25 protein-coding genes and 1 pseudogene are annotated in these 25,549 nt (G+C 41.2%); 12 read left to right on the top strand and 14 right to left on the bottom strand.

Annotated elements, in window-relative coordinates; translation table 11 throughout:
• The first annotated feature begins 4 nt into the window (after window positions 1–4).
• Window positions 5–229: a membrane protein insertion efficiency factor YidD gene (gene yidD, locus NMK36_RS18345; RefSeq protein ID WP_072719677.1), complete on the top strand. Its 225-nt coding sequence runs from the start codon at window positions 5–7 to the stop codon at window positions 227–229.
• Between the two features lie 69 nt (window positions 230–298).
• Here the strand turns inward: yidD and NMK36_RS18340 are convergent, their stop codons facing one another.
• Window positions 299–1,243, bottom strand: coding sequence for a calcium-binding protein (locus NMK36_RS18340; RefSeq protein ID WP_072719676.1), 945 nt, complete (start codon window positions 1,241–1,243; stop codon window positions 299–301).
• Between the two features lie 902 nt (window positions 1,244–2,145).
• On the opposite strand from NMK36_RS18340, the gene NMK36_RS18335 reads away from it, so the two are divergent.
• Complete coding sequence (locus NMK36_RS18335; RefSeq protein ID WP_072719674.1) at window positions 2,146–3,114, top strand: DUF1565 domain-containing protein; 969 nt, start codon at window positions 2,146–2,148, stop codon at window positions 3,112–3,114.
• A gap of 266 nt (window positions 3,115–3,380) precedes the next feature.
• On the opposite strand, the gene NMK36_RS18330 is transcribed toward NMK36_RS18335, so the two are convergent.
• The 7 genes and pseudogenes from NMK36_RS18330 to ltrA form a co-directional block, all read right to left on the bottom strand.
• Complete coding sequence (locus tag NMK36_RS18330) at window positions 3,381–3,656, bottom strand: DUF3493 domain-containing protein (RefSeq protein WP_139295066.1); 276 nt, start codon at window positions 3,654–3,656, stop codon at window positions 3,381–3,383.
• A gap of 30 nt (window positions 3,657–3,686) precedes the next feature.
• Entirely contained in the window at window positions 3,687–4,919 is a 1,233-nt protein-coding gene (locus NMK36_RS18325) for a DUF445 domain-containing protein (protein ID WP_072719672.1), read from the bottom strand.
• A gap of 99 nt (window positions 4,920–5,018) precedes the next feature.
• Complete coding sequence (gene ubiE / locus NMK36_RS18320) at window positions 5,019–5,726, bottom strand: bifunctional demethylmenaquinone methyltransferase/2-methoxy-6-polyprenyl-1,4-benzoquinol methylase UbiE (RefSeq protein ID WP_254174348.1); 708 nt, start codon at window positions 5,724–5,726, stop codon at window positions 5,019–5,021.
• A gap of 14 nt (window positions 5,727–5,740) precedes the next feature.
• Window positions 5,741–6,682 carry a response regulator gene (locus tag NMK36_RS18315; RefSeq protein WP_254174347.1) on the bottom strand — a complete coding sequence of 314 codons (942 nt, stop codon included), beginning with the start codon at window positions 6,680–6,682 and terminating at the stop codon, window positions 5,741–5,743.
• A gap of 192 nt (window positions 6,683–6,874) precedes the next feature.
• The gene (locus tag NMK36_RS18310; protein ID WP_072719669.1) at window positions 6,875–7,402 is read right to left on the bottom strand and encodes a tetratricopeptide repeat protein; all 528 of its coding nucleotides are present in this window, start codon (window positions 7,400–7,402) and stop codon (window positions 6,875–6,877) included.
• 12 nt (window positions 7,403–7,414) lie between these two features.
• Window positions 7,415–7,696 (bottom strand): annotated as a pseudogene (ssb, locus tag NMK36_RS18305) (single-stranded DNA-binding protein); the annotation flags it as partial.
• Window positions 7,697–7,803: 107 nt separating this feature from the next.
• The gene (gene ltrA, locus NMK36_RS18300; RefSeq protein WP_072719668.1) at window positions 7,804–9,492 is read right to left on the bottom strand and encodes a group II intron reverse transcriptase/maturase; all 1,689 of its coding nucleotides are present in this window, start codon (window positions 9,490–9,492) and stop codon (window positions 7,804–7,806) included.
• A gap of 1,184 nt (window positions 9,493–10,676) precedes the next feature.
• On the opposite strand from ltrA, the gene NMK36_RS18295 reads away from it, so the two are divergent.
• The 4 genes from NMK36_RS18295 (at window position 10,677) to argB (ending at window position 14,358) form a co-directional block, all read left to right on the top strand.
• Window positions 10,677–11,684: a rod shape-determining protein gene (locus NMK36_RS18295; RefSeq protein WP_186440372.1), complete on the top strand. Its 1,008-nt coding sequence runs from the start codon at window positions 10,677–10,679 to the stop codon at window positions 11,682–11,684.
• Between the two features lie 77 nt (window positions 11,685–11,761).
• The gene (gene mreC, locus NMK36_RS18290) at window positions 11,762–12,580 is read left to right on the top strand and encodes a rod shape-determining protein MreC (RefSeq protein WP_072719666.1); all 819 of its coding nucleotides are present in this window, start codon (window positions 11,762–11,764) and stop codon (window positions 12,578–12,580) included.
• A gap of 266 nt (window positions 12,581–12,846) precedes the next feature.
• On the top strand, window positions 12,847–13,386 hold the full coding sequence (gene mreD, locus NMK36_RS18285) for a rod shape-determining protein MreD (RefSeq protein ID WP_072719665.1): 540 nt from the start codon (window positions 12,847–12,849) through the stop codon (window positions 13,384–13,386).
• A 78-nt stretch (window positions 13,387–13,464) separates the two neighbouring features.
• On the top strand, window positions 13,465–14,358 hold the full coding sequence (gene argB, locus NMK36_RS18280; protein WP_072719664.1) for an acetylglutamate kinase: 894 nt from the start codon (window positions 13,465–13,467) through the stop codon (window positions 14,356–14,358).
• 70 nt (window positions 14,359–14,428) lie between these two features.
• On the opposite strand, the gene psbQ is transcribed toward argB, so the two are convergent.
• Window positions 14,429–14,869, bottom strand: coding sequence for a photosystem II protein PsbQ (gene psbQ, locus NMK36_RS18275; RefSeq protein WP_302184693.1), 441 nt, complete (start codon window positions 14,867–14,869; stop codon window positions 14,429–14,431).
• 84 nt (window positions 14,870–14,953) lie between these two features.
• Here psbQ and NMK36_RS18270 point away from each other — a divergent pair, with 84 nt between their 5' ends.
• Window positions 14,954–16,447 (top strand): IS5 family transposase, encoded by a 1,494-nt coding sequence (locus tag NMK36_RS18270; RefSeq protein WP_254173932.1) that lies wholly within the window; start codon window positions 14,954–14,956, stop codon window positions 16,445–16,447.
• A gap of 294 nt (window positions 16,448–16,741) precedes the next feature.
• Here the strand turns inward: NMK36_RS18270 and NMK36_RS18265 are convergent, their stop codons facing one another.
• The 3 genes from NMK36_RS18265 to ilvN form a co-directional block, all read right to left on the bottom strand.
• Window positions 16,742–17,413 carry a hypothetical protein gene (locus tag NMK36_RS18265; RefSeq protein ID WP_245824259.1) on the bottom strand — a complete coding sequence of 224 codons (672 nt, stop codon included), beginning with the start codon at window positions 17,411–17,413 and terminating at the stop codon, window positions 16,742–16,744.
• Window positions 17,403–17,858 (bottom strand): hypothetical protein, encoded by a 456-nt coding sequence (locus NMK36_RS18260; protein ID WP_245824258.1) that lies wholly within the window; start codon window positions 17,856–17,858, stop codon window positions 17,403–17,405. The genes NMK36_RS18265 and NMK36_RS18260 overlap by 11 nt, the downstream gene beginning before the upstream one ends.
• 184 nt (window positions 17,859–18,042) lie before the next feature.
• A complete protein-coding gene (ilvN, locus tag NMK36_RS18255; RefSeq protein ID WP_072719663.1) occupies window positions 18,043–18,573 on the bottom strand; it encodes an acetolactate synthase small subunit in 531 nt (176 codons plus the stop codon).
• Window positions 18,574–19,209: 636 nt separating this feature from the next.
• On the opposite strand from ilvN, the gene crtH reads away from it, so the two are divergent.
• Window positions 19,210–20,754, top strand: coding sequence for a carotenoid isomerase (gene crtH, locus NMK36_RS18250; protein ID WP_072719662.1), 1,545 nt, complete (start codon window positions 19,210–19,212; stop codon window positions 20,752–20,754).
• Between the two features lie 15 nt (window positions 20,755–20,769).
• Here crtH and pyrF read toward each other — a convergent pair whose 3' ends face one another.
• Complete coding sequence (gene pyrF / locus NMK36_RS18245; RefSeq protein ID WP_072719661.1) at window positions 20,770–21,477, bottom strand: orotidine-5'-phosphate decarboxylase; 708 nt, start codon at window positions 21,475–21,477, stop codon at window positions 20,770–20,772.
• A gap of 215 nt (window positions 21,478–21,692) precedes the next feature.
• On the opposite strand from pyrF, the gene NMK36_RS18240 reads away from it, so the two are divergent.
• The 4 genes from NMK36_RS18240 to NMK36_RS18225 all read left to right on the top strand — a co-directional run bounded on the left by NMK36_RS18240 (window position 21,693) and on the right by NMK36_RS18225 (window position 24,136).
• Window positions 21,693–22,097 carry a RusA family crossover junction endodeoxyribonuclease gene (locus NMK36_RS18240; RefSeq protein ID WP_254174345.1) on the top strand — a complete coding sequence of 135 codons (405 nt, stop codon included), beginning with the start codon at window positions 21,693–21,695 and terminating at the stop codon, window positions 22,095–22,097.
• On the top strand, window positions 22,094–22,780 hold the full coding sequence (locus NMK36_RS18235; protein ID WP_254174344.1) for a hypothetical protein: 687 nt from the start codon (window positions 22,094–22,096) through the stop codon (window positions 22,778–22,780). Before NMK36_RS18240 ends, NMK36_RS18235 begins: the two co-directional genes overlap by 4 nt.
• Window positions 22,781–22,921: 141 nt before the next feature.
• Window positions 22,922–23,467: a photosystem II reaction center PsbP gene (gene psbP, locus NMK36_RS18230; RefSeq protein ID WP_072719658.1), complete on the top strand. Its 546-nt coding sequence runs from the start codon at window positions 22,922–22,924 to the stop codon at window positions 23,465–23,467.
• 18 nt (window positions 23,468–23,485) lie between these two features.
• Window positions 23,486–24,136 (top strand): Maf family protein, encoded by a 651-nt coding sequence (locus tag NMK36_RS18225; RefSeq protein WP_072719657.1) that lies wholly within the window; start codon window positions 23,486–23,488, stop codon window positions 24,134–24,136.
• A gap of 413 nt (window positions 24,137–24,549) precedes the next feature.
• Here NMK36_RS18225 and NMK36_RS18220 read toward each other — a convergent pair whose 3' ends face one another.
• Window positions 24,550–25,530, bottom strand: coding sequence for a homogentisate phytyltransferase (locus tag NMK36_RS18220; protein WP_254174343.1), 981 nt, complete (start codon window positions 25,528–25,530; stop codon window positions 24,550–24,552).
• Window positions 25,531–25,549 lie beyond the last annotated feature (19 nt).

Below are 25,549 nucleotides of genomic sequence, written 5' to 3'. Positions count from 1 at the left end.
TGATATGAAAATTCTATTAATTACCTTAATTCGAGGCTACAGATTCTTAATTTCCCCCCTGTTTCCTCCCGTTTGTCGCTTTCACCCCACTTGTTCCCAATATGCCATTGAAGCCATCGAACGCTTTGGAATAATTCAAGGCAGTTGGTTAGCAGTGCAACGCATTCTACGCTGTCATCCCTATCATCCAGGGGGATATGATCCTGTCCCTCCTAAGCCGGAAGATTAAGCCATTACTGCCCATAAAAAATGGGGTAGACTAGCTACCCCCTAGAACTAAATTATAGCAAGTTCAGACTTAGAATAGTTCAAAGTCGCTGGCTGTTAGAGTAGGTTTATTGACAAATGTAGCTACTTCTTGAGCAGCACCACCCGTGACGAAGTATAACTTGCCACTTTGGGAGTCATAAATCAGTCCAGTCGTAGTACCGACGTTAGCAGTATTGAAGTTAGCAATCACTTGGAATTCACCAGCTTCTACACTGACACCTAGAGATGCGAACTCAGTAGTAGATAAGGCAATCTTGTCAGTTCCTGATGTGAAATCAACTACTACGTCAGCATCCGCACTACCAACTTGGGTGAAGGCAAATGTGTCACTTCCGGCATTACCCGATAGGTTATCATTGCCTTTGTCTCCAGTAATGAAATCATTACCGTCTCCACCCGCAATAATATCGTCTCCTTTGCCACCAAAGATGGTGTCGTTTCCGACTCCACCATAAAGGCTGTCATCGCCTTGTTGACCCCAGATGGTGTCATCGCCATCGCCACCATCAATAAGGTCATTTCCTCCGGGTAGCTCTGGGGCACCATCACCCGCAAGCTGGTCATTACCAACGCCACCGTACACCTTATCATCTCCTAGATCACCAAAGATGTTATCATTTCCATCTCCACCGTACAGCAGGTCATTGTCAGCACCCCCGGCAATCACATCATTTCCACCTAAACCATAGATGGTGTCAAGTCCCTCGTTACCGTACAGTTGATCGTTGCCACTGCTGGTACTGCTGCCACTGCTACCTACAATCGAATCATTGCCACCCAAACCTTGAATGATAATAGGGTTTGCTGCACCAGCTACGAGAGGGCCACCTTGAGCGTTACCCTTAATCAGGACGGTATTAGCGGTTCCTGTTATGTTGTTTTCTCCAGCTGTTGCCGCAACTAGAGTAACTAACCCGTTAGAGCCAGTCTGTACTTCCACTGTTGATGGATTGGTTCCTGCTATCTGAGACATTCAAGTCCTCCTCACGTGAGCTTAATGTTGTTAGGATTTTGATTTTTCTGGGATTCTACAATAGGAACTTCGCTACTGGTAGTCTTAGAGATGATTAAACTTTAACTGACCAGTGATTCCAGTTTGGTAATGAACACCAGGTTTAGTTTATCCTAAAAGGAATAAACAATCCAGTGTATTCTAACTGAAAAAAGGACATCGCTGGCAGTTGTGCAACCTGCATCTCTGTCAATACAAAAAACAGTTGAGCATCACCTAGGGGAAACCCTGATCGTAAAGCTAAACTTTCTTCAGTAATGAATAAAAAAATATCGTATCAGCTTAACAGAAGTGTCAAGAAAATAGCAAGCGATTGAGAAACTTTTGTTTAAGGGCTAAATGGACAGAAAAGAACGATTCGATGATCTCACCTCTTTTGTTTCATTGCTTTTAGGGGACAAACCCCTCATAAATTAATGATCGCTTGATGTGAAAACTATCCCTGTACTGCCCAAGCGTGAAACGCCAGTTCTCAATGCTGATGATCCCTGACATCGCTTCGTTTAAAACTCTCTTCTTGACAACAACCCTAAACTACCGCCGAAACGAACGCAAGATAAAGTCTAGCCTCATTGACTTATCCCACGGCTGAGATGTTCCCAGAGAATTATCTTTAATCTTAGAAAAAACAAAATCCATTGATCTGAATCGGCTAAAATGCTTGGAGTTAAAAGAATCAAGCGCGATTCATCCCAAAGGTCGATTGTTCTAATCAAATCTGGGACAGGAACCCCCTGGAGGAAAATCCGCTCTTGATCAGGACAACCCATCAATACCATATGTGCAATCAACCTAACCCGATACAACGATTGACTTTATCCATTCCCTCTAGGCTTTACAAAAGCAGGGGTTGGGTGACGACAATGGTGGGGCTCGGACTAATAGCGAGTTTAGAAACTCCAGTTTTGGCCAATCTCCAGAGGATTCCACCCTATCCCCGTTCAATTTCCCAAAATTTGGCCCAAGGTTCCGTGATTTATGTTGATTCTAGCAGTGGAATTGATAGCGGTGCTTCCACAGGAAGTCAAGCTGGCCCCTATCGTTCGATTAGCTATGCTGTCCAAAAAGCCCAACCGGGTACGGTGATTCAAGTTAACCCCGGAACCTATAGCCAAGAAACCGGAGAGAGTTTTCCCATCGTTCTCCCAGAGGGAATCACATTACAAGGAGATGTGTCTACCAATGGCCAAAATACTGTTATTATGGGCGGCGGTAATTTTGTTAGTCCTACTTTTGCTCGACAAAATGCCACCATTAGAACGGAAGGAAACAGTCAAATTTTAGGGTTAACTTTAACGAATCCAAATACTCGTGGAACGGCTTTATGGATAGAATCTTCTAATCCTACGGTGAGTAACTGTACGTTTATTAATAGCAAGCGAGATGGGGTTTTTATTAGTGCCGAAGGCAACCCTAAAGTGACCAGTAATATCTTTACTCAAAATGCTGGAAATGGAATTTCGATTGCTCGTTCAGGACGGGGAGAAATTCGCAATAATATTTTCCAAAATACAGGGTTTGGCATCTCGATTAATGACGAAGCAACCCCTGCCATTACGGAAAATAAAATTATTGAAAATCGGGATGGAATTGTGATTTCTCACCAAGCCAAACCCATCCTCCGCAATAATTTAATTGAAAATAATGAACGAGATGGAGTTGTTGCGATCTCCCAAGCTCAACCTGATTTAGGAACAGCCACCAGTCCCGGTCAAAATATTATTCGGAGTAATGGTCGCTATGATGTGTATAATGCGACACGCGGTTACACCCTTACGGTGGTGGGGAATGAAATCGATCAATCCAAAATCTCCGGCGCAGTGGAATTTTAAAACAAGAAAGCCAGCTTCCGTACCTTGGAAGCTGACCTCTAGGTTTTTATGAATGGATTTTCCTATGGTTAGGGTCTTTATAAAAGCTGACCCCATTTGAAGCATTAAAGTGGATTTATCTTTTAGGGTCTTTATAAAACTGACCCCATTTGATTCACTAAACTTAATCTTCTCAGGGATTATGACGAAACCTTAATTTCGTAATATTTTCTTTATTTTCTTTTGATTGCGTCTTGTTTTGGTTGATTGAGAAATGTGTCGTTATGTTACTTTGGGCCAGATATCCGGCGATTGGCCCGTTGTTCCCAACGAAACAACCCCACCATCAGAGCTACCACTCCCACTTGTAAGGCTAAGTTCGGTAACGCAGATTCAATATTCCGCCCCGCTAATAGTTGGGCCAAGAACACAAACGCACCAATTAAACCGGAAGCCCCAAAACCAACATAAATAAACTGTCGCAAACCCCGATAGGGAGCCTTTGCTTCTGCTTTCAGACGCGCATAGATTTCAGGACTGAGTTTTGATTTAGGAGTTGTCATATTCATTCACAAAATTAGAAAAGATAAACGCTATCGTAATATTAACAAAAGCGTCTGCAATAGCCCCACAATAATGCCTAAAATTCCCCCTAAATTAACAATCGCCTGTAATTCACTTTTAACGATACCGTTAATAGCAGCTTCCAAATTTTCCGGGGAAGTTCCGTTAACTCGATCAATAATCACCTGTTCAATATTGAGAATGGGAATCACTTGAGTCATAATTTTTTCTAAATCCTGTTCTAAATATCGTTCCAGAAGTAAGGCTAATTCTTGACTCACTAACTCTAAAGATGTATTCATCACAGGAGAGGTTTGTAATCGTTTTAAAATCAACGTTGAAAGATGATCCCAATCAATGGATTGGCTTAACCCTTGCATGACATCAATTCCTTGTTCCTGAATATAAACTTTAACGGCATCTCGTAGGGTTTTTCGCAGTTGTTTAACGGTAGAAACAGGTAAATTTTGCAAGGTAATATTCTGTAACCATTCTTGCAGCCTTATTCCTAATCCTAACGATTTAATTAATTCCGCTAGTCGTCGATTTGTTTCTTCTTTTTCATCTAAACAAAAAGTTCGCAGCCGAGTTAAACTATTGCGTAATCCTAATAAATTGGCAACAACCCAATAAGTTCCACTGCTTTGTTCGCGGAATCCCTCATCAATAATTGAAATATTGCGATCTGTGAGAAAATCAATTAAAGCTTGTCGCAAGACTTCTGGAGGTAACACAACCTCTAAAATCCATTCTGATAACTGTTCTGATTGTTTATCACTAAGTTGAAATTCTAATAACACTTGATCAAAAATTTGATTGATTTGAGGAGCCAAAAAATCATCTCTCCGGGCTAAAACTCTTAAAATTCTAGGTAAAGACTCCCCAATAAAATCATGTAAAATTCCTGATAAAATCTTAGCAGTTTTTTGCTCTGTATCAGATTTAACTTGATCTAATGCCAATCTTAAAAACCAATTAATAGCCGCTTGCATTCGTTCGGTTTCCAGCAACCGACGCGCTAAATTTTGTAACTCCTCTGGAGTCAATAATGACCCCATAATAGTATCAGAAATCCGTTTTGCTAAACGGTCTTGATTTCGAGGAATCAAACCCGGAGTAAACGGAACCCTTCGACCATAAACCTGTAGGGGTCGGTACGGACGAAATAACATTTTAATCGCTAAATCATTGGTAAAATAACCAATAATTCCCCCCACAATTGGGGGCGTAATTAAAACCCACAGATCAGAAAAATTAGCCATTCTTATCGCAAAAAACTATGAGTGAGCCTTCACCCTAGCTAACCGCTATCAGTTTTTTTACCCATCCAATCAAGGGAACAGAGCAGCTTTGCTAATCGTTTAATGGGCTTTAGTTATCACTAATACTCCCATCATACCGCTTGCAATCGGGTAATGTGTGGCTTGAGAAAATCCGGCTTCCTGAGCTAATATTACTTGTTCATTGCCCATCGGAAATTTATCTAAACTAGGGTTAATATAAGCGTATTCTTCTTTAAAACCTAATCGTTCTGCGGCGGGAACAACAATTTGATCCAAATACCATTGTTGAAAGGTACGCAGTAGGGAACTCGAAGGACGATGAAAATCCAAAATCGCCGCCGTTGATCCAGGCTTAAGGACTCGATACAGTTCTTGGAGACTGCGAGGAATATCGGGAACATTCCGCAAACCATACCCCATAGTGGCACAGTCAAAGGTATTATCGGCAAAGGGCAAAGCTAAGACATCCGCTTCTACCCAAGCGATCGCAGCCGATGGAATGGTAAAGGGTTGAGGTCGATATTTAGCAATTTCTAATTGACAATTAGAAAAATCCACTCCAAATACCTGTCCCGTTTCTCCCACTTGTTGGGCTAATAATAGGGCTAAATCTCCACTTCCACAACATAAATCTAGGGCTGTATCTCCTAATTTTGAACCACTCCAGCCCACTGCCATTTTTTTCCAAATCCGATGTTGTCCCAAACTTAACCCGTCATTTAACTGATCATAGACCGGTGCGATGCGATTAAAGATGTCTTGAACGCGGTTGTGTTCGTTGATCATTTTAAGTTTGGGGATTAATGGTCAAGGCTGATAACAGCCAAGGCGATTTGTTGGGCAACTAAATAAATGGTGGTTAAATCATCGGGACTCATCTGACAAGGATGCTTCCACTGTATTGATAATAGAGCAATTTGACGATCTCGATAGCGAATGGGAGCATTAATATGGGCTTGAATTCCTGAACTTTGATAGTGAGGGAGAGTTGCTAAGGTGGGATCAGCCGTAATATTAATAGAAGCCTGTACGGTTCCCGTTGTCATCGCTTCTTTAACAATGGGATCATGTTCTAACCAGTTTTCCCCAACACCTGCACCACTATAATGACCGATTGTTGGAGTCAGGTGATTGTCTTGAATGGATTGTAAAATGCAAACATCCGCTTGGAACTGTTTTGCTACCGCTTCAGCAATAGTTGTCAATAGACTTTCTTGATTAGTAGCAACTTGTGCAGTTTCCATAATCGTTGCTAACAGTTGGGTTTGAGCCTGAGCACGATTCAGTTCTGCGGTGCGTTGGTTCAGTAACTCATAGGTTTCTGCGGCGCGTTCCACAACGGCTTTGAGTTCATTGGGGTCCCAAGGCTTAGTAATGTATTTGTAGACCTGGCCAGAATTAATCGCATCTACCAAGTCCTCAATATCGGTAAACCCGGTTAGAATAATTCGCACGGTATTAGGGAACTGAGGCACTGTTTTGCTGAGAAACTCCGTCCCTTTCATTTCAGGCATTCGTTGGTCGGAGATAATAACGGCCACTTCCCCTTCATCTTCCAAAATTTCGAGTGCTCGAACGCCACTTTCAGCCTTAAATACATTAAAATTCCGTCGAAATGTACGGTAGAGCAGATCTAAATTATCTGGCTCATCGTCAACTACCAACATCTTGGGCTTTTTGGGTCGCTGATGGTTCATGAGTTGGCGCTTAACACTTTCTAGTTGGGGAATTTCAACTTCCATCTATACCTCCGCGGTTGGTACTCCTGCGGTATCCACCGGAAACTGCAATCAAAAAATTAATGGCAAACAGGAAACCCCGCTTCAGACTGGGAGCAGGCAGATTAACATCAATACTCAGTCTATCAGGTTTGTTGCCGAAAATATGACAGTGAATGCCCCTGCTCAAAGTTTATAGCAGGGGGAATATTCAAGTTAAAAGGAGCCTAGCCAAAATAACCCACCACTGATGAGCAACATCATGATTAACGCCACCCACAAAAAGTAATTGTCTTGGGTTTTTACCCCCTCGATATTGCTCACAAACACCGGAGGAGAGGATTTAGAAACAGACTGAGTTGATGTTACCGGATAAGCTTGGGAGCGCGAATCTTCCTTCTCATCGAGATGATTTAAATCAGGAATTTTCACAAATCCCTCTGGGTCAATATAGAGTTTGGGTGCTTCTAACACTTCTCGTAACCGACGCGCCTGTTGACGGGTCGCAACGGTCGGATGACGAATCAACTGTTTGCACAGGGCGAGAGCCTCCGACCGATGACCAGAGGCTTCTAACGCTGTCACTAACCAGATTTGGATTTCTCCACCCAGACGAGAATTAGAGTCCACAGCTTCACGAGCTTGTTCTAAATATTGAACAGAGTCTCGATAACGTCCCTGTTCAAACGCCAATTGACCCGCTTGGTATTGACTTTGGATGATGTCTAATGATTCTTGAGCCACAATATTCTCGTCTTAAAACTCATCGTAAGTGTTCCGAGGTGCGCCTTCTTCATCCCGTTTAGAACTCAGTAACTCTAAGTCTTCAACCGAAATTAAGGGTTTAGAACGCTGAAGTCCGGTATTGCGATCTTGCCAATGGTCAAATTTTAATGCCCCTTTAATCCCAATTAAAGTCCCCTTGCGGACATAGTTAGCCGCTACTTCTGCGGTTTTGTTCCACAGTTCAAGATCGAACCAATCCGGCTCATCGGTTTTGCTACTACGACGTCTGACAGCGAGTGTGAATTTACAGACGACTTTGCCCGACTATTAGAGTCGATAGGGATGTCGCCATTCCTACCTCTCGTTCAGAACCGTGCATGAAACTTTCGCTTCACACGGCTCCTCAGTGACTTGGCTGGTTAGAGTACCTCTTTATTCGCGTGTCTGATATCGTGACAGTGCGTATGTAGTAATTCAAGATTCTTCGTTTTGTTATTCGCTCGATTTCTGTCAATATGATGGATTTCAAGCAAGTCAATACTAATGAATCTCAGATTACAGTGGTTACATTTTCCTTCTTGTTTTTTAAGAAGTTTGGATGCCATATTTCTTAGCATTGGATGTTGGCTTAATCTTTGTCCCCAATATATCCAATCTCCGTTAAAAGGACTTTTTGTGTCTTTTACTTTGATATGGCGACGAATTTTCATGTTCTGGTGTTTTTCCAGTACATATTTGTTATCGGGGGTGATAAATATCCAGCCTAATCCTCTGTTGACTCCCCAGTATTTTGAGACGGTTTCAGTTTTATTCTGTCCTCGTCCACTTCTGCTGTTAGCCCATCCTCTTAGTTTGGAAAAAATTATGCTGTCGATTTTGCTGAAGGTATTGGCACTGGCTACCGTTGAGTAGTAAGCTGCCCATCCTCGTATTACCGGGTTTAGGGCGTTTATAACTTGCTCTTGGCTTGAGTTACGATTCCTTCTTAGTAAATCGTCAATATTATCCAAATGTCTTTGGATGGCTTCTTTACTGGGTTTGATGAGCGTTTTATGTCCTCTCTTTAATTCGGTTCCACCAATTGACCCACTTTGTTTATCACTAACTGGGTATTGCCGAATATTGAAACCTAGAAAGTCAAATCCCACTTTACCTTCGTATTTTTCAAAAGTGTGAGTGATTCTAGTTTTGCTTTCTTTGAGAGTTAGCCCCATTTCTTTTAACCATTCTTTGATTACTGATTTTGCTTCGAGGATTACATCTAAATCTTCATCCATGATTACAAAATCATCGGCATATCTAACAAAGCTTATATCCCGCTTTTGTTTAGTTTTGCTGACTCTTCGTTTGAATTTACCTTCTAAGGCGTTTTCCATCCCGTGTAAAGCTATATTTGCCAATAATGGCGTTATATCGCCTCCTTGGGGAGTTTCTTCATGGGTTGGAAATAATTTTTCGCCTGCCATTGCCCCAGATTTTAGCCATGCTTTAATTTGCCGTCTAAAAGTGGGTGAGGTGTTCAACTTTTCGAGTAGTTTCTCATGGTTAATTTGGTCAAAACATTTTTCAATATCGGCATCAAGAACATATTTCGGTTTTTGAACGATGCCATTGTATATTGCCGCTATTGCGTCATGTGCTGACCGTCCTGGTCTGAATCCATAAGAGTTAGGCTCAAATTTAGCCTCCCATTCGGGTTCAAGTGCCAGTTTCATTAGGGCTTGTTTCGCTCTATCTGTCATCGTAGGTATTCCAAGAGGTCTTTTTTCCTCTTTGCCTGGTTTTGGAATCCATACCCTTTTAGTGGGGTCGGATTTGTCATTGAAGTGTAACTCTTTGGCTAACCTGATTTTCTGAGGATTGCGAAGACGCTTTATCCCATCAAAGCCGGGAGTATTTTTACCCTTGTTATCTTGGGTCACTTTCCTGACAGCCAAAGCTTTGGCGTACCACGAATTAGTCAACAGCCTTTGTAACTTACGAACTGCCTTAACATCACCACGTTCAGAGGCTTGATAGATTCTCTTTTGAAGCTTGAAAACATATCTCTGGGCTTTTGCCCAGTTTATTGTTTCCCATTCATACATCGGTTTAATAGCCGTGTCCATGACGTTTTTACCTTTACTCGATTTTCTATCTCCAAATCACCGTGATTCCGTCAGCATATCCTTTAGCTTTCCTAAAGGCGTTGGCTTCTGAATCAATCTCGCTTCTTGGCATCATGCGGCTTGACTGCCTACTCAGGTATTCGACCTCCTGAGAGATTACCGAGAAGTTATCCCGTTCCTAATTCCTGCTTTACGGCGAGGTTAGAGTCCTGCTATCCACCGGGTTTCTTTGGGAATGCTCTAGGTCAAACTTCGAGTTGCCTAGCCCTTATCCTTGCCTTTTGGCCCAGCCCATAACCCACGTAGGCTGTTGTCAATAACGATGGTTCAATCGCAGATTCAGTTTTCCTTACTCATACTCACCTCACTAGAAGGGATTCCCTGTTGGGTTCAGAGTTACCTCCGTTATGCCCCGCTTCACCAGTTTGATGGTCAGTCTCCCCAGTGGGGGCATTGCTTCGTCTCGCATTTAGACGATGGGAATTGTATTATTAAGATTTTGTTAAGATTTATGTTTCTGTAACACTCCTTAATAATTCTCACCCACTCAGGAATTAAGTTGTCAAGGTCTTGTATGTTTGTACAATTCCTTGCAAGCGTTACACCATCAAGGTTGATGACTTTTACGCTTAACGGGTCGCACCAAAATATTTAACTTCGGGATCTCTGCCAGCACGACCAACCAAGGTAACGATATTTAGACTCATTATTTTGAATTAATAATTGACTAATAATTAACGATTGCGAATGATGTACGGGTATTAACAACCCTGATGGTATTGTATTCGATTTCACCGTGGGTTGTTGATGATTAACTATTGATTCACCCTCATCCCCTCATCCCCTTATCCCCTTATCCCTTGGTCTCCATAACCGAGAATCAATCCTGATCCGGTCTTTGAGCCAACGAACTATGGCTATAGTTAAGAGAAGGATAGCTCTTGCTGATTCATGCTAGAAGCGGGATGACTAGACGCAAACACCAAAACGTAATAAAATTCACATCGGTTACTCGCTCTTGGGGACACTCCGAATCAGCAAAGAACCGCTTTAGCATCCCTCGTCTAACATTCTGATTAACGCGGGAATCTGTCAAACTTCTATCAAACTTTGTTAAAAAAAATCGTATATTGGGGGCGGAAATAATAGTGGGTCTTTTTAGTCGTTTTTCTTTATCGCGGGACATGGGTATTGACCTGGGTACCGCTAATACGCTGGTTTATGTATCGGGTAAAGGGATTGTACTACAAGAACCCTCTGTAGTTGCCATTGACCAACAGGAAAAGATCCCGTTGGCTGTTGGAGAAGAAGCCAAAAAAATGTTAGGTCGCACGCCAGAAAATGTAATTGCGCTGCGACCTCTACGAGATGGGGTGATTGCGGATTTTGATGTTGCTGAACAAATGCTGAAACATTTTATTCGGCGAGTCCATGATGGAAAAACCCTGATTGCTCCTCGAATTGTGATTGGCATTCCCAGTGGTGTAACGGGAGTAGAACGGCGAGCGGTGATTGAAGCAGCGTCTCAAGCCGGAGCTAGAGATGTCCGACTAATTGAAGAACCCATAGCAGCAGCCATTGGTGCGGGTTTACCCGTTGCGGAACCGACGGGAAATATGATTGTGGATATTGGGGGGGGAACTACAGAAGTCGCGGTTCTCAGTTTACAAGGAACGGTCTTGAGTGAATCGGTACGGGTGGCAGGAGACGAACTCAACGATGCTATCATCCAGTATATGAAAAAAGTTCATAACTTGGTGATTGGAGAGCAAACGGCTGAGGAGATCAAAGTCAAGATGGGTTCAGCCTATCCCACCTATGCGGATGAAGAATTGATCATGGAAGTGCGGGGAATTCATTTATTATCGGGTTTACCCCGAACCGTGACGATTAAAGCACCGGAAGTTCGGGAAAGTATGTCAGAGCCATTATCCATTATTATTGATGCGGTTAAACGAACCTTAGAGCGGACTCCCCCAGAACTGGCAGCTGATATTATTGATCGGGGTATTATGTTGGCAGGGGGCGGAGCTTTACTCAAGGGAATTGATACCTTAATCAGTCATGAAACCGGAATTATTACCCATATTGCCGCTGATCCTTTGTGTTGTGTGGTGTTGGGAACAGGTCGGGTGTTAGAAAACTTTAAACAACTAGAACGGGTATTTACTGGAGGTTCTCGTAATCTCTAGGTGATATTCTTGGGGAAGTAGGGGATGGAAAATTTTTACCATCCTCAATTTTTTTTAAGCGTTTAATGGTCTGATGTATGGAAACACGGAGTTGGTGGAATCGGAGTCGGAATCAATGGATTTTACTGGGTTTAGCTGTTTTAGCGGCTTGGTTAGTCCGACAAACCCAAGGGGCGGCGTTATATGAAATGTATTATTGGTTAACTCGTCCCTTTCATTTAGCAACATCAACGGTTACAGAACAAGAGAAAATTGTTCGACAAATTGATCCTCGAATTAATCAGTTAGAAGCCCAAATTCAAGAATTACAAACCCAAAATCAAAAGTTTCAAGAACTTTTAAATTATGTGGCTTCTAAAAAACAAGATAAAGGAATTGTTTCTCCTGTAATCGGTCGCAGTGCAGATTCCTGGTGGAAACAAATTATTATCGGTCGTGGGAGTCGGCAAGGAATTCAAAATCAAGATTTAGTTGTGGCACCTGGGGGATTAATCGGACGAGTTATCAGTGTCACGCCTAATACTAGCACAGTCATGCTTCTGAGTGATCCGATGAGTCGCATTGGTGTCACAGTAAGCCGCAGTCGCAATATGGGATTTCTGAAGGGAAATGCGACGGAGCAAGGCGTGATGGAATTTTTTGAAAGTGATCCCAATGTTAAGGTGGGAGATGTGGTTGTAACGTCCGCTTTTAGTCAGCTTGTACCCGCTGGTTTACCCATTGGAAAAGTTGTTTCTTTAGATATGAATAAAGCTCCTGCTCCTGAAGCGATTGTTGAATTTTTTGTGCCGATTTCTTCTTTAGAATGGGTGATTATTTATCCTAATCAAAAAAACTCTTCGGAATCGAATAAAACTCTTAATCCTTCTGTACAACCTATTCCCCCAGGACAATAAATTTAACGTTTAAATTAAATTCTAGGGTTGGGGCTATTCACGTTAATTTATTCCTAAAACTCCTGTATCATTCAAAAAATAGTGATTTTTAATGAATTAATTCCCTAAATATAGCAATCCGCGCCTTCGAGACGGAGGTTGTAATAATTTAAAACTGATATGAAACAGCCAAAAGTATTATCCCTGTTGCCTGTTGCCTGTTCCCTGTTGCCTGTTCCCTTTTGAACCGAAATTTTGGATACAACTCAAATAGGATTGCTATATTCATGTTTTTTAAACCGAATCAAGTTTTAAATTGGACTGTTACCATTATTTCCTTAATGGTTTGTATGTGGTTATCTTTGGTTCGTATCCCTGGCTTAGAATTGTTTGGGATTACTCCAAACTGGGTGTTAATTTGGCTGGTGGCTTGGAGTATTAAACGAACTTTACTCGAAGCCGTTATTGGAGGTTTAAGCTGTGGATTAATTTTAGATGGATTAACCCGCGTTCAACCTTCCCATATCCTTCCTTTTATTGCTGTTGCCGTTTTAACCGTTGTGATTTACAGACGGATTATCAAAAAAATTCAGGAGGATTTTATTTCTGTTGCTTTGATTGTTTTTGGCATGGCTGTTATCGTAGAAACGATTCGAGGTTTACAATTTAGTGCCTTTGGTTATTCTAATTTGGAACAACTGTGGCTGCATCAACAACGGGTGGCACTGTCAACGGCCATTCTGAGCAGTTTGTGGGCTCCTGTCATCTATTTGCCGCTTAGTCGTTGGTGGGCATTTATGGAACCCTCAAATCAACTAAAATCTTAGGGGCGGGTTCGGTGAGATCTTGACCTAATTAACCAAAACCCTAATGAATCCGTCTCTAAACGTGCTCAGGAAATTTCTATGCTTAAATATAGCGACTTCGACAAAACCGAAACGGCGATTCGCGCTAAAGTCCTTAGTGAAGCGCTCCCCTATATTCAAAAGTTTTCCAATCGTACTATTGTAGTGAAATATGGTGGGGCTGCGATGAAGGACAGTACCCTCAAAGATAAGGTGATGCAAGATATTGTCTTACTTTCCTTTGTCGGAATTCGAGTGGTGGTGGTTCATGGAGGTGGCCCGGAAATTAACAGTTGGTTGGGAAAACTGGGAATTGAACCTCAATTTAAAAATGGGTTGCGCGTGACGGATGCAGCAACGATGGATGTGGTGGAAATGGTGTTAGTGGGTCGAGTGAATAAGGAAATTGTTTCTCTGATTAACCAAGCTGGAGGAGAAGCCGTTGGGTTATGCGGGAAAGATGCCAATTTAATTAAAGCTCGTCCTCAAGGTCAAGCTGATATTGGGTTTGTGGGAGAAGTCAGTAGTGTTAATACTAAATTATTAGAATCTTTGGTCAGTAGTGGTTATATTCCTGTTGTTTCTAGTGTCGCAACGGATGAAAATGGACAGGCTTATAATATGAATGCCGATACGGTTGCGGGGGAAATTGCGGCGGCTTTGGGTGCTGAAAAGTTAATTCTGTTAACGGATACGGCTGGAATTTTAGAGGATTATCATAATCCTGATACTTTAATTGCCCAAGTTAATATTCAGGAAGCTCGACAATTAATTGACCAAGGGATTGTTTCGGGTGGCATGATTCCTAAAGTGACTTGTTGTGTCAGAAGTTTAGCCCAAGGAGTCCGGGCGGCTCATATTTTAGATGGTCGTGTTCCCCATGCGTTATTACAAGAAGTGTTCACGGATGCCGGGATAGGAACAATGATTGTTGCTTCGGAATTTATGCTTTAAAAATCGAATAGAGACGTGATATTTCACGCCTCTATTGTCTCAAATTTATTCCAGATTCAACGAATGTTCCTTAAGCTTGAGGAACTAAACTCAAAAATGAATCTAAATCTTTGAGTGCTTCTTCATATCCTGACGCAGCTTTTACCGGGTCACGATTTTCTGCTGCTTTGGTCACTTCAACTAAGTGTTCAAACACTTCTCTCGACAGTTTGCGGGCTTTCGGTTGGGCATCGGGCAACAAATTTTTAGTAATATAATTCATTTCTTGCAACAATGAACCTAATGGCCCATGCACAAAGGTGTCCACTTGTACCCAATTCCGAGCGCTAATATACCGAGGAAGTTCGGTGGTAAAGCGATCGCGCAGGGCTAAAATATCAGTGTTATGTTTTTGGATCTGTTGAATTTGAATTTCCGTGTAGGTTTTAGGAATTTCCACTTTCGGAGAACTACAACCGACGACAAATGTTGTAACTAGGGCTTGCTGAAAAAAGGCGAAAAGCCAGAACAGGCGGGAGGAGAAGACAAGAAAAAATGAATCAGGTGCAAGGGATGGGTGTAAAATAGCGCAAAAACCTGGCAGGAGTTGGGGAAAATGTACCGTAAAGACGAACAACAGAAAACACCACCCGAAGAGTTCAAACTGCCATTTGAGGGAAAACTCTCAGAAGAGAATCGCTGGGTAATCATGGCTCAATGGATACCGTGGGAAGAATTTGAAGTGGAATATGCAGAATTATTCTCATCTGTGATGGGAGCACCCGCCAAAACATTTAGAATGGCATTAGGAGCCTTAATCATTAAAGAAAAATTAGGGATAAGCGACCGAGAAACAGTAGAACAAATCAAAGAAAATCCCTACTTGCAGTATTTTATCGGGTTGTCAGAATACAGGAACGAAGCTCCATTTGATGCCTCAATGTTAGTGCACTTTCGGACGAGAATCAATGTAAATTTAGTGAATAAAGTTAATCGGTTAATGGTCAAAAGAATGCGAGAGGCGAGTTCCGAGCCAGCCTCAGAAAATCAATCAGAAGCTGAAGAGGGAAGTGAGAGGAAAAACCGAGGAAAATTAATAGCTGATGCGACTTGTGCACCTGCGGATATCACATATCCAACAGACTTAAAAATTTTAAATAAAGCCAGAGAACAGACAGAAAAAATCATTGATAGTTTGCATAAAAGTCGTCAGGATAAATCAGAAAAGAAACCAAGAACTTATCGAAAAACAGCCAGAAAAGACTACCTAGAAGTAGCCAAACAACGCCGACCTTCCCGACAAAAAAGACGAAAAGCAGTTAAAAAACAACTGCAATATATTAAACGAAACTTAGGACATATAGACCAACTCATCGACAATGGAGCAACGCTAGATTGCTTAAATAACAAGCAATATAAGAGTTTATTAGTAATATCAGAAGTTTACCGTCAACAGCAATGGATGTATGAGAATAACAAACAGAGCATTTCCGATAGAATCGTCAGTTTGAGCCAACCTCATATTCGTCCGATTGTGCGAGGTAAAGCCGGAACGTCAGTAGAATTTGGTGCTAAATTGTCTGCGAGTTGTCTGGATGAATATGTATTTCTTGACCGGATTAGTTGGGATAATTTTAACGAATCCTGTGATTTAAAAACACAAATAGAGGCTTTTAAAGAATACACGGGGCATTATCCTGAATCAGTCCATGTAGATAAAATTTACCGGACTAGAGACAACCGAGCTTGGTGTAAAGACAGAGGAATTAGAATCAGTGGCCTCCCATTAGGGAGACCGTCAGCAAATCTTAGTAAAGCTACTAAGAAACAGGCGTTAGAGGATGAAAAAATTCGGAATTCCATTGAGGGGAAATTTGGCCAAGGGAAAAGAAGATTTAGCCTGAATCGGATTATGAATAAACTAGCTCATACTTCCGAAACAGCAATTGCTATTACTTTTTTAGTCATGAATCTCTCTGTGATTCTTAGACGGATTTTTAGGTCAATTTTTTTGTTCAATTACTTTTTTCGAGTTATTGATTACCAGAATTTATCTGTTAACTCCTTATCTCAAAAAAAACTTATTTATCCTTCTGACTCCATTTGCTAGTTAATCATTCTTTTGCTTTTCTGTTACTTTTTCAGCAAGCCCTAACTAGGGCTAAAATACAAGCCAGAAGTGAACGATAACGTTTCATATCCCAAATATTTTGAGTTGAATAAAAAAACACAACAGTCCCTCAACCCTTCCGAGTGGGGATGTTACTATTGTTGCAGATTAGGGGGACAGTTAATAATCCTCTCTCCTCTGCTGACCTTGGATCAAGGTAAAAATTGCTTAAGATCAACGTTTTCTACCTGGATCATCCGGGAGCGAAATGTCCCTGAGTTCATCTTTAAAGGATTAATTTCTAGCTTTAAAATCTTTGAATTTGGTCTGAAATTCGTACATCAACCGATTAACATTATTGGTTTGGCTGGGAACAATATCATATTCCCATTTACGTTTCCGACTGGCTAACAGTTTTGCCACGGGATTAGACGCACTATTAGATACAAAATAACAATCCCCAGCTACTCTTAATTCTGAAGAAAAGGCAATAAAAGCTTGAGCAAATTCTAGGCGCAATTCCGAGGCATAATGTTGACAATCGATGGCGAGAAAAATTCGAGAGGCGCGAGGTTCTCGTTTATTAGTGCGACAACTATCGGCTTCCATTTTATAAAGAACACAAACATCACAATCATACAACACCCTTAACCGACCATGAATTTTAACTCCGACATGAATTTCTAACGGAGGTTTTTGTTCAAATTCAATCACAGCATGGGTATAAGGTTGGGTGAGATCATAAATTTGTCCAGCCCGTCTACGAAATACTAAGGTTTCAGGATTTCGTTTCAAAACATCTTTATAATAAACAAAAGCTCCTTCATTCCGGGCTGCTTTCACAATAATATTGAAAATGTAAAATTTAAACCAATCGTTCAGATCTTTAGCCGTTTTGAGATCAGGATTTAAACTTTGTTTTAACTGTTGATTGATATTTTCGAGTAAGGCTGTATTAATTGACATCGCTTCCAATCTCCTGACGTAATTGTCCCAATAATTTTTGTAATTCTTGAATTTTTTGTTTTCGGCTATTAACGGATTCAATATTATATTTAAACAGTTTCCCTTTTCCATCCACCGATGAGGTAAACCTTAATTCGGGTTTTAAATCAGAAGTTGTCGCTTCATGGCTAAAAATATCCATGATTTCACCTTCAATTTCTCCGGTATGAATCACCGATTTTTCAATCGCATAAATCAACAGTAACAATTGTTCTTGGGGGGTATAATAACTTAATTTTAAATCAGGAGATTTTCGACCGGATACAATCTCTTCAGTGGTTTTTCCCGCGCTAATAACATCGGCGACTTGTTCTGTTACCCACCCCAATTTTATAGAATTTAACATCTCTATCAGCGCGTTATAAACGGCTGAACAATCTTCTTCATTCATGACGTTAATGTTCATAACTTTAACTGATCAGCCTCGACACTGCGTGAACACTCACCTTGATCTATTCTAACGGATTTTCTGGAATAATGACTTAAAAATCAACATTTCTTTAAAAAGGAAAATCATATCCCCCCCTAACTTTATGCTGAAGGGGGGAAGTGGACAGTCCTCATCTCTGGTTTTCAGAAACCGGGAAGTCCTAGAACCGAGCTTCAACAGGAGCTTGAGTTTTGAGGAATTCGGTATTCACGCCCGACTCCCGCACCAAGACAATTTTACCCGTGCGAGCAATTTCCCGAATACCAAAGCGGCTTAAGACTTGGACAATGGCTACCATTTTTCCAGGGTCGCCGACGACTTCGATGGTCAGGGAGTCATCGCCAATATCAACAACCCGCGCTCGGAAAATTTGGGCTAACTCAATAATTTCTGAGCGAGTAGTGCTGCTATTGTAATTGACCTTTAATAGCATCAACTCTCGTTCCACGCAGGGAACCTCGGTAATATCCTGCACTTTGAGAACATTGATCAGTTTGTAGAGTTGTTTAGTCAACTGTTCAATAATGTGGTCATCTCCTGGAACAACCATTGTAATTCGAGAAATACCAGATTGTTCAGCAGGGCCTACGGCTAAACTCTCAATATTGAAACCTCGACGCGCAAACAAACCTGCAATTCGCGTCAGGACTCCGGCTTCATCTTCTACTAGAACAGATAGGGTGTGTTTCATGTTTCTACAAGTTAACGTGGGACTATACAGCCCACTTAAAACCTAAAAGTTAGACTAAGTATATTTTTTGCTCCATAGTGACATCCTATAACGACAAAGCTATAAACCCAAATTTTTACTCAATATTTTAAAAAATGTAACTATAAGTTGACAATTATTTTCAATAAGACTATAGTAAATTGTAGTGTTCTCCTCTCAAAGGATCGGCAAACGGGGCAGTCGGCTATGGTAGACTCGCCCCGAATTTCTTGTTGGGGATGAGGGGATGAGGGGATGAGGGGACAAGGGGACAAGGGGACAAGGGGACAAGGGGACAAGGGGACAAGGGGATGAGGGGATGAGGGGATGAGGGGATGAGGGGATGAGGGGATGAGGAGAGGAGGGGATGAGGGGATGAGGGGATGAGTTGGGAGAGGAGGGGGTTAAGAGTTATAGCACTACGCATTACAGTTAGGAAATTTTTGAATCCTGAAACCCTTTCACTTCTTACTGTTCCCTGTTCGCTGTTCCCTGTTACCTAAAGCGTAGCGCCATAGTGGTTAAGGGTTTTTGGGGGAAGTGTGAAGATTGAACTCTCTGAATTGGGCGGAAGACGCTACACTGTAGAGTCAGGAAATGCTTAAGAGAGTTGACCCGATGCCTGTTTCTACGCCATTCCAGTCTTTTGCTGAATATAGTTCTGATGCCTATCAGGAATTTGACGTGATTGTCATTGGTTCTGGTATTGGAGGACTGGTGACTGCGACCCAATTAGCTGCGAAGGGCGCAAAAGTTCTTGTGTTGGAAAGCTATATCATCCCCGGTGGAAGTTCTGCATATTTTGAACGAGAGGGATATCGATTTGATGTCGGTGCGTCGATGATTTTTGGCTTTGGGGACAAAGGAACTACCAATCTTCTCACTCGTGCGTTACAAGCGGTAAACGTTACCTTAGAGACGATTCCCGACCCGGTTCAAATCCACTATCATCTACCCCATGATCTGACATTGAGAGTTCACCGGAATTATGAGAAATTTTTGCAAGAACTCATTACCCGGTTCCCCCACGAAGAAAAAGGAATTCGTAAATTTTATGATGAATGCTGGAACGTCTTTAACTGTTTGAACTCAATGGAGTTGCTGTCCTTGGAAGAACCTCGTTACTTAATGCGGGTGTTTTTCCAAGAGCCCGGATCTTGTTTAGGGTTAGTGCAGTATCTTCCCCAAAACGTCGGGGATATAGCGAAACGTTATATTACTGATCCTGAACTTTTAAAATTTATCGATATTGAATGTTACTGCTGGTCAGTGGTTCCGGCGGATTTAACTCCGATGATCAACGCTGGAATGGTATTTTCCGATCGCCATTATGGAGGAATTAATTATCCTAAAGGAGGCGTCGGTCAAATCGCCCTGAAATTAGTGGAAGGATTAGAAAAATTCGGGGGACAAATTGAATATAAAGCTAGAGTTAAACAAATTTTGCTAGAAAACGGAAAAGCGGTAGGTGTGCAGCTTGTTGATGGCACAGTTTATCGAGGAAAACGCATCGTTTCTAATGCGACTCGTTGGGATACCTTTGGTAAGTTAATCCCCCCGGAATTAATTCCTAGGGCTGAACATAAATGGCGAGAACGTTATCAAAAATCTCCGAGTTTCTTGAGTTTACATTTAGGAGTAGAAGCGTCTGTCTTACCCCCGGAAACGGATTGTCACCATATTATTGTTAAAGATTGGGAAAAAATGGAGGAACCAGAAGGAACAATTTTTGTCTCCATTCCTACTTTATTAGATCCGAGTTTAGCTCCAAAAGGGTATCATATTGTTCATACCTTTACCCCTAGTTGGATTGATGAGTGGGAAAAATTACCAGAGTCAGAATATGAAGCTAAAAAAGAAGAAGCCGCAGGTAGAATTATTAATCAGTTAGAAACCTTTTTTCCGGGGTTAGATGCGGGGTTAGATTATATGGAAGTGGGAACGGCACGATCGCATCGTCGCTTTTTGAACCGACAGGATGGAACCTATGGCCCCATTCCCGCCTACAAGTTAAAGGGACTCCTAGGAATGCCCTTTAACCGCACGTCAATTCGAGGGCTATATTGTGTCGGTGATAGCACCTTCCCCGGCCAAGGATTAAACGCTGTTGCCTTCTCCGGCTTCGCCTGTGCCCATCGGGTCGCTGTTGATTTGGGATTATAAACTCACCGTCAACAATCAACTTATTTCCTCAACAATTCGTTGTAGGGCAGTTGTGGGGTCATCTGAGGCGGTGATCGGACGTCCGATGACAAGATAATCGGCTCCGGCTTTGAGAGCTTGGGCGGGGGTAAAGGTGCGTTGTTGATCGCCGCGTTCTGACCAAGCGGGACGTACCCCAGGACAGACGAATAAAAACTCATTTCCGCAGGTTTGACGGAGTTGGGAGACTTCCAGGGGGGAACAAACGGCTCCTGCTAACCCGCTTTCTTGAGCTAATAAAGCCATATTTAATGTATATTCTGGTAATTCTAAAGGGACTTTTAAATCAAAGGCTAAATCCCTGGAATTTAAACTCGTTAATAGGGTAATGGCGATTAATTTGGGGGTGGGATACCCGGCTTCATTTGCTCCCTCTTCTGCTGCTTTTTGGGCTGCTTTTAAGGCTGTTTTTCCGGCGGTTGCATGAACGGTGATTAAATCAACCCCATATCGGGATGCAGATCGACAAGCTCCGGCTACAGTATTGGGAATATCATGGAATTTTAAATCAAGAAAAATACGTTTTTGTTGAGCTTTGAGGAAGGTTAGAATTTCGGGGCCACAACTGACGAATAATTCTAAACCGACTTTCCAAAATGTGACTTGAGGCAGTTTTTCAACCAGTGCGATCGCCTCTTCTTGAGTTGGAACATCTAAGGGAACAATAATTTTGTCTAAGCTCATGAGATTCTCTGACCCTAATTTTCTGGTTTTATTCTATCAAATTGTAGTCAGCTTTTTAGGAGTAGAAGTCAAGAGATTCGATGAATTCGAGAAATAATTTCCGCTACTTTTTGCTGTTTCATAGACGTTTAAAATTATTACAATCTCGGCGCGAATTACTATAGCTAAGAGAGAGTGTAAGTTATAGACAGGATTCGTTTGGGGTAATTAACACATTGAGCAAATTTGAGTTTATAGTAGATGGGCCACCAGTATCACAACAAGCTCGTAGACGAGAGCGTCTTAGAGAATGGAAAGCAACAGTACGACAAGAGGCGGAAAAATACTGGTCTTCGGATCAACAAACCCCTACTGGATTTGTTATGCTGCAAATAACCTATTTCTACGATTCTGTGGCTATAGATGTGGATAATATAGTTAAACCCATTCAAGATTCAATTATCGGGTTAGCCTATGTCGATGATGGTCAAGTAACCGATATTATCGTTAGGAAGAGGAATTTATCAGGTAACTTTAAGATAGAAAATATGACCTCGATATTGGCAGAAGGCTTTGCCCGTGGGAATCAATTTTTGCATATTGTCGTACTTGATGCTCCTGACCAAGAGGTACTTATATGATGTCAACTTTAACTGCCAAGCAGGAAAGAGAACAATTACTCAAATTAGCCGAGAATTATTGCCAAAAAGGTTATGAGATTTTCCTTCATCCTAACCTTGAAGAATTACCTGATTTCCTGAAAAGTTATCGTCCTGATCTGATAGTCCGTCGGGGCGAAGAAGCAGTCGTTATTGAGGTTAAGTCCCGCGCTTCACTCAACTCTTACTCTGATCAATATTTACAAAATTTAGCCCAAGCAGTAGAAAAACATCCGGGCTGGAGGTTTGAGTTTGTGATGATTAACCCGGAGGATATAACCTATTCCCCGAAAGCAGAATATTCGTTGCAAAAAGATGAAATTGAATCACAATTGCAAGTAGTAAAGCAACTAACAACGCAACATTTAGAATCAGCGATGTTGTATTGTTGGTCTTTAGTTGAGGCAACTTTAAGGTTAATTACAGAAAAAGAAGAATTGAGTTTACAAAGACTTGATCCACTTTATTTAGTCAAACAACTAGCAACAGAGGGCATAATTTCTCAATCTGAGTATCGGTTACTCATGGATGCGATCTCATTCCGTAACGCTATTGCTCATGGTTTTAAAACGACACAACTTACGCAAAATTTTGTCTATGAACTGATTGAAATTACGGAGAAACTCTTGAAAGATTTGCAGACAAGTGATGAATTAATTAACTGAATATCGCCAATTACTCCCATTCAAACAGGAATTGATAAAAATTGAACCCAAGCGCCCAAATAATGAGAAAATAACAGAACTGAGATCGCCCAGATCCCAGTAAAACGAACTTATTCAAGATTTAATAAGGGAAACGCTCAGATGTTCAAACGAATTTTGGCAATTGCTTTAGTCTGTTTTAGCCTTAGCTTAACAGGTTGTGTGTCTGTTGGTGTCGGATTAAATAGCTTTGTTGATACCGCAGATGGCTATGAATTTGCGTATCCGAATGGATGGACGCAGGTGAGTGTGTCTAACGGCCCTGATACGGTGCTACACGATATGATTGAACAAAGTGAAAATGTCAGTGTGGTAATTAATCCTATTTCTAATCCCAGTCAAACTTTATCCGATATTGGAAGCCCCACAGAAGTCGGATATACCTTAAGTAAAAAAGCGATCGCTCCTGAAGGTTCAGGACGCACCGCCGAACTGATTAGTGCAGAATCATACACGAAAGGATCGAATCTTTATTATTGGTTAGAATATGCGGTACAACTCCCTAATGAACAAAAACGTCATGATTTTGCCAGTGTTGCCATTAGTCGCGGTAAACTATTTACATTAAATGTTTCTACCACTGAAAAACGTTGGCAAAAAGCTCATCAACTTTTGGAACAAGTTGTTCAATCTTTTAACGTGTATTAATTAAGATCCATTGCGTTTATGACTCAGCCTAATCGAATCACATTTATTTTAGCTTCTGCTTCTCCAGCGCGCAAACGGTTATTAGAAACGGTGGGAATTCAGCCTATAATTTCCCCTAGTGATTTTGATGAATCTCAAATCCAAGATTCTAATCCGGTACAGTTAGTACAGAAACTCGCCCAAGCTAAAGCAGAAGTTGTAACCCAAACCTTAATCAATTCTCCTCAGATCGAGGAGGGAATAATCTTAGTTTTGGGATGTGATTCGGTTCTGGCGGTTGAGGGAGAAATTTATGGCAAACCTGCTAATATTGAAGAAGCGATCGCCCGTTGGCAAACCATGCGAGGTCAAGTTGGACAACTTTATACGGGTCATGCTTTAGTTAATGTTTCAACCCACCAAACTTTAGTTCATTGTCAAACGACTAACGTTTATTTTTCTGATATTTCCGATAGGGAAATTGAAGCTTATATTGCTACCGGAGAACCCCTCAACTGTGCTGGGTGTTTTGCTATTGAAGGAAAGGGGGGGTTATTTGTGGAAAAATTAGAAGGATGTCATACCAATGTGATTGGATTGAGCTTACCTTTATTAAGAAAAATGATCCAGGAATTTGGATACAATATTACTGACTTCTGGTCGTTGGCTAGAAACCACAAAGGTCTTTAAGATTTATCCGGGTATAGGGCGATCGCTATTGTCTAATTGCATAAAATGTGAAATTTGTCAAGCCCCCTGTTTTCGGTTTGATGTTCCCCTCCCAAAACTCGTGCATCGCCAAACGGAAATTTAGTCAGAAAATCAAGATATTTTACGACAGCATAAGCGTTTTAGCCCCAAAATTGACCTATAGACACAATAACCCCTTGGGTGGTATTTTTTAAGTCTACCAGAACCCCTATGATTTCGTCAACTATTTGAGAGGTATTTTCAATAAAATATCAAGATTCCCTGACAAACTTTTAAAAAATAAAACTATTTTTACAAACTGATTACAAAAACTTAACTATCTCTTCCTGTCTTTGGGGTTGCTTCCAGAGTTAAATTAGAGGGTCGGTTATGATACCCTTTCCTGAGTTTAATTAAGTGAATAAGCAGGAGAGGGGAAAGATTAAATATTCTAGGAAAAAGAGTTTCCAAATAAATTGATAACCTTGGGCGATGGATTGTTTTTGGCTTAAATCAATGCTTAGACTACGCCACCATAAGACAGCCAGTAAAATAAAATGGCTTAACCCTAAGAATAGAGAATTGACAGGGGATTGTAAAGTAAAACTCCCTAGAATCATTCCGAGATAACAAAGAGTAAGTATCCATCGAGAGATATTAAAGACTGTAACGGTTCCTAATTTTATCGTTAAAGTGTTAATCTGAAATTGGCGATCGCCTTCTAAATCTGGAATATCCTTGAAAATTGCGATCGCTACGGTAAACACTAAAATAAATAATGTTAACGCCCAAACAGAAGGCGGTATTGTCGGGATTAAGGATAGGGATTTCCCCGATAAAAGCCAGCTAAAGTGTAAATATAACCCTAAATTAACAATAATTCCCCTAACGGTAAAAATACAAAATGCAGCCCAAAAGGGAAAGCGTTTTAACCGAATGGGGGGTAAAGAATAGATTGTCCCTAAAAACAAGCTAATTCCTACCATTCCCAATAAATAATAGCCTTGAAAGGCTGCAATACTTAATGCTAATATTCCCGTTATTCCGACAATCAGTTGAGCTTGAAACCGGGAGTATTCCTCAGCAGCTAAGGGTAAATGGGGTTTATTGATCTGATCAATTTCAATATCTTCCAGTTGATTTAAACCCACAATATAAATATTGCCACAAATACAAGCTAACCAACTGAAAAATAAAGCCAACCCATTCCAACTAAAACCTGGAAATTGCCTAAACTCACTCATGGCAATTAAATATACCCCTAATACGCTTAAACTGGTTCCAATAATTGTATGGGGGCGAGAAAATTTCCAAAAGGAGTATAAACCTGGAAAACTCTGTTGAATCAAGTTAGGGGAAGAAATCACCGGAGGAGAAGAAGAAGTTTTCGTCATATTAAACCAGGGAACAGGG

The organism is Planktothrix pseudagardhii, assembly GCF_904830925.1.
Classification (GTDB): Bacteria; Cyanobacteriota; Cyanobacteriia; order Cyanobacteriales; family Microcoleaceae; genus Planktothrix; species Planktothrix tepida.
Note: the sequence above shows the minus strand (reverse complement) of the source record. Positions and strands in the feature narration are given on the sequence as shown.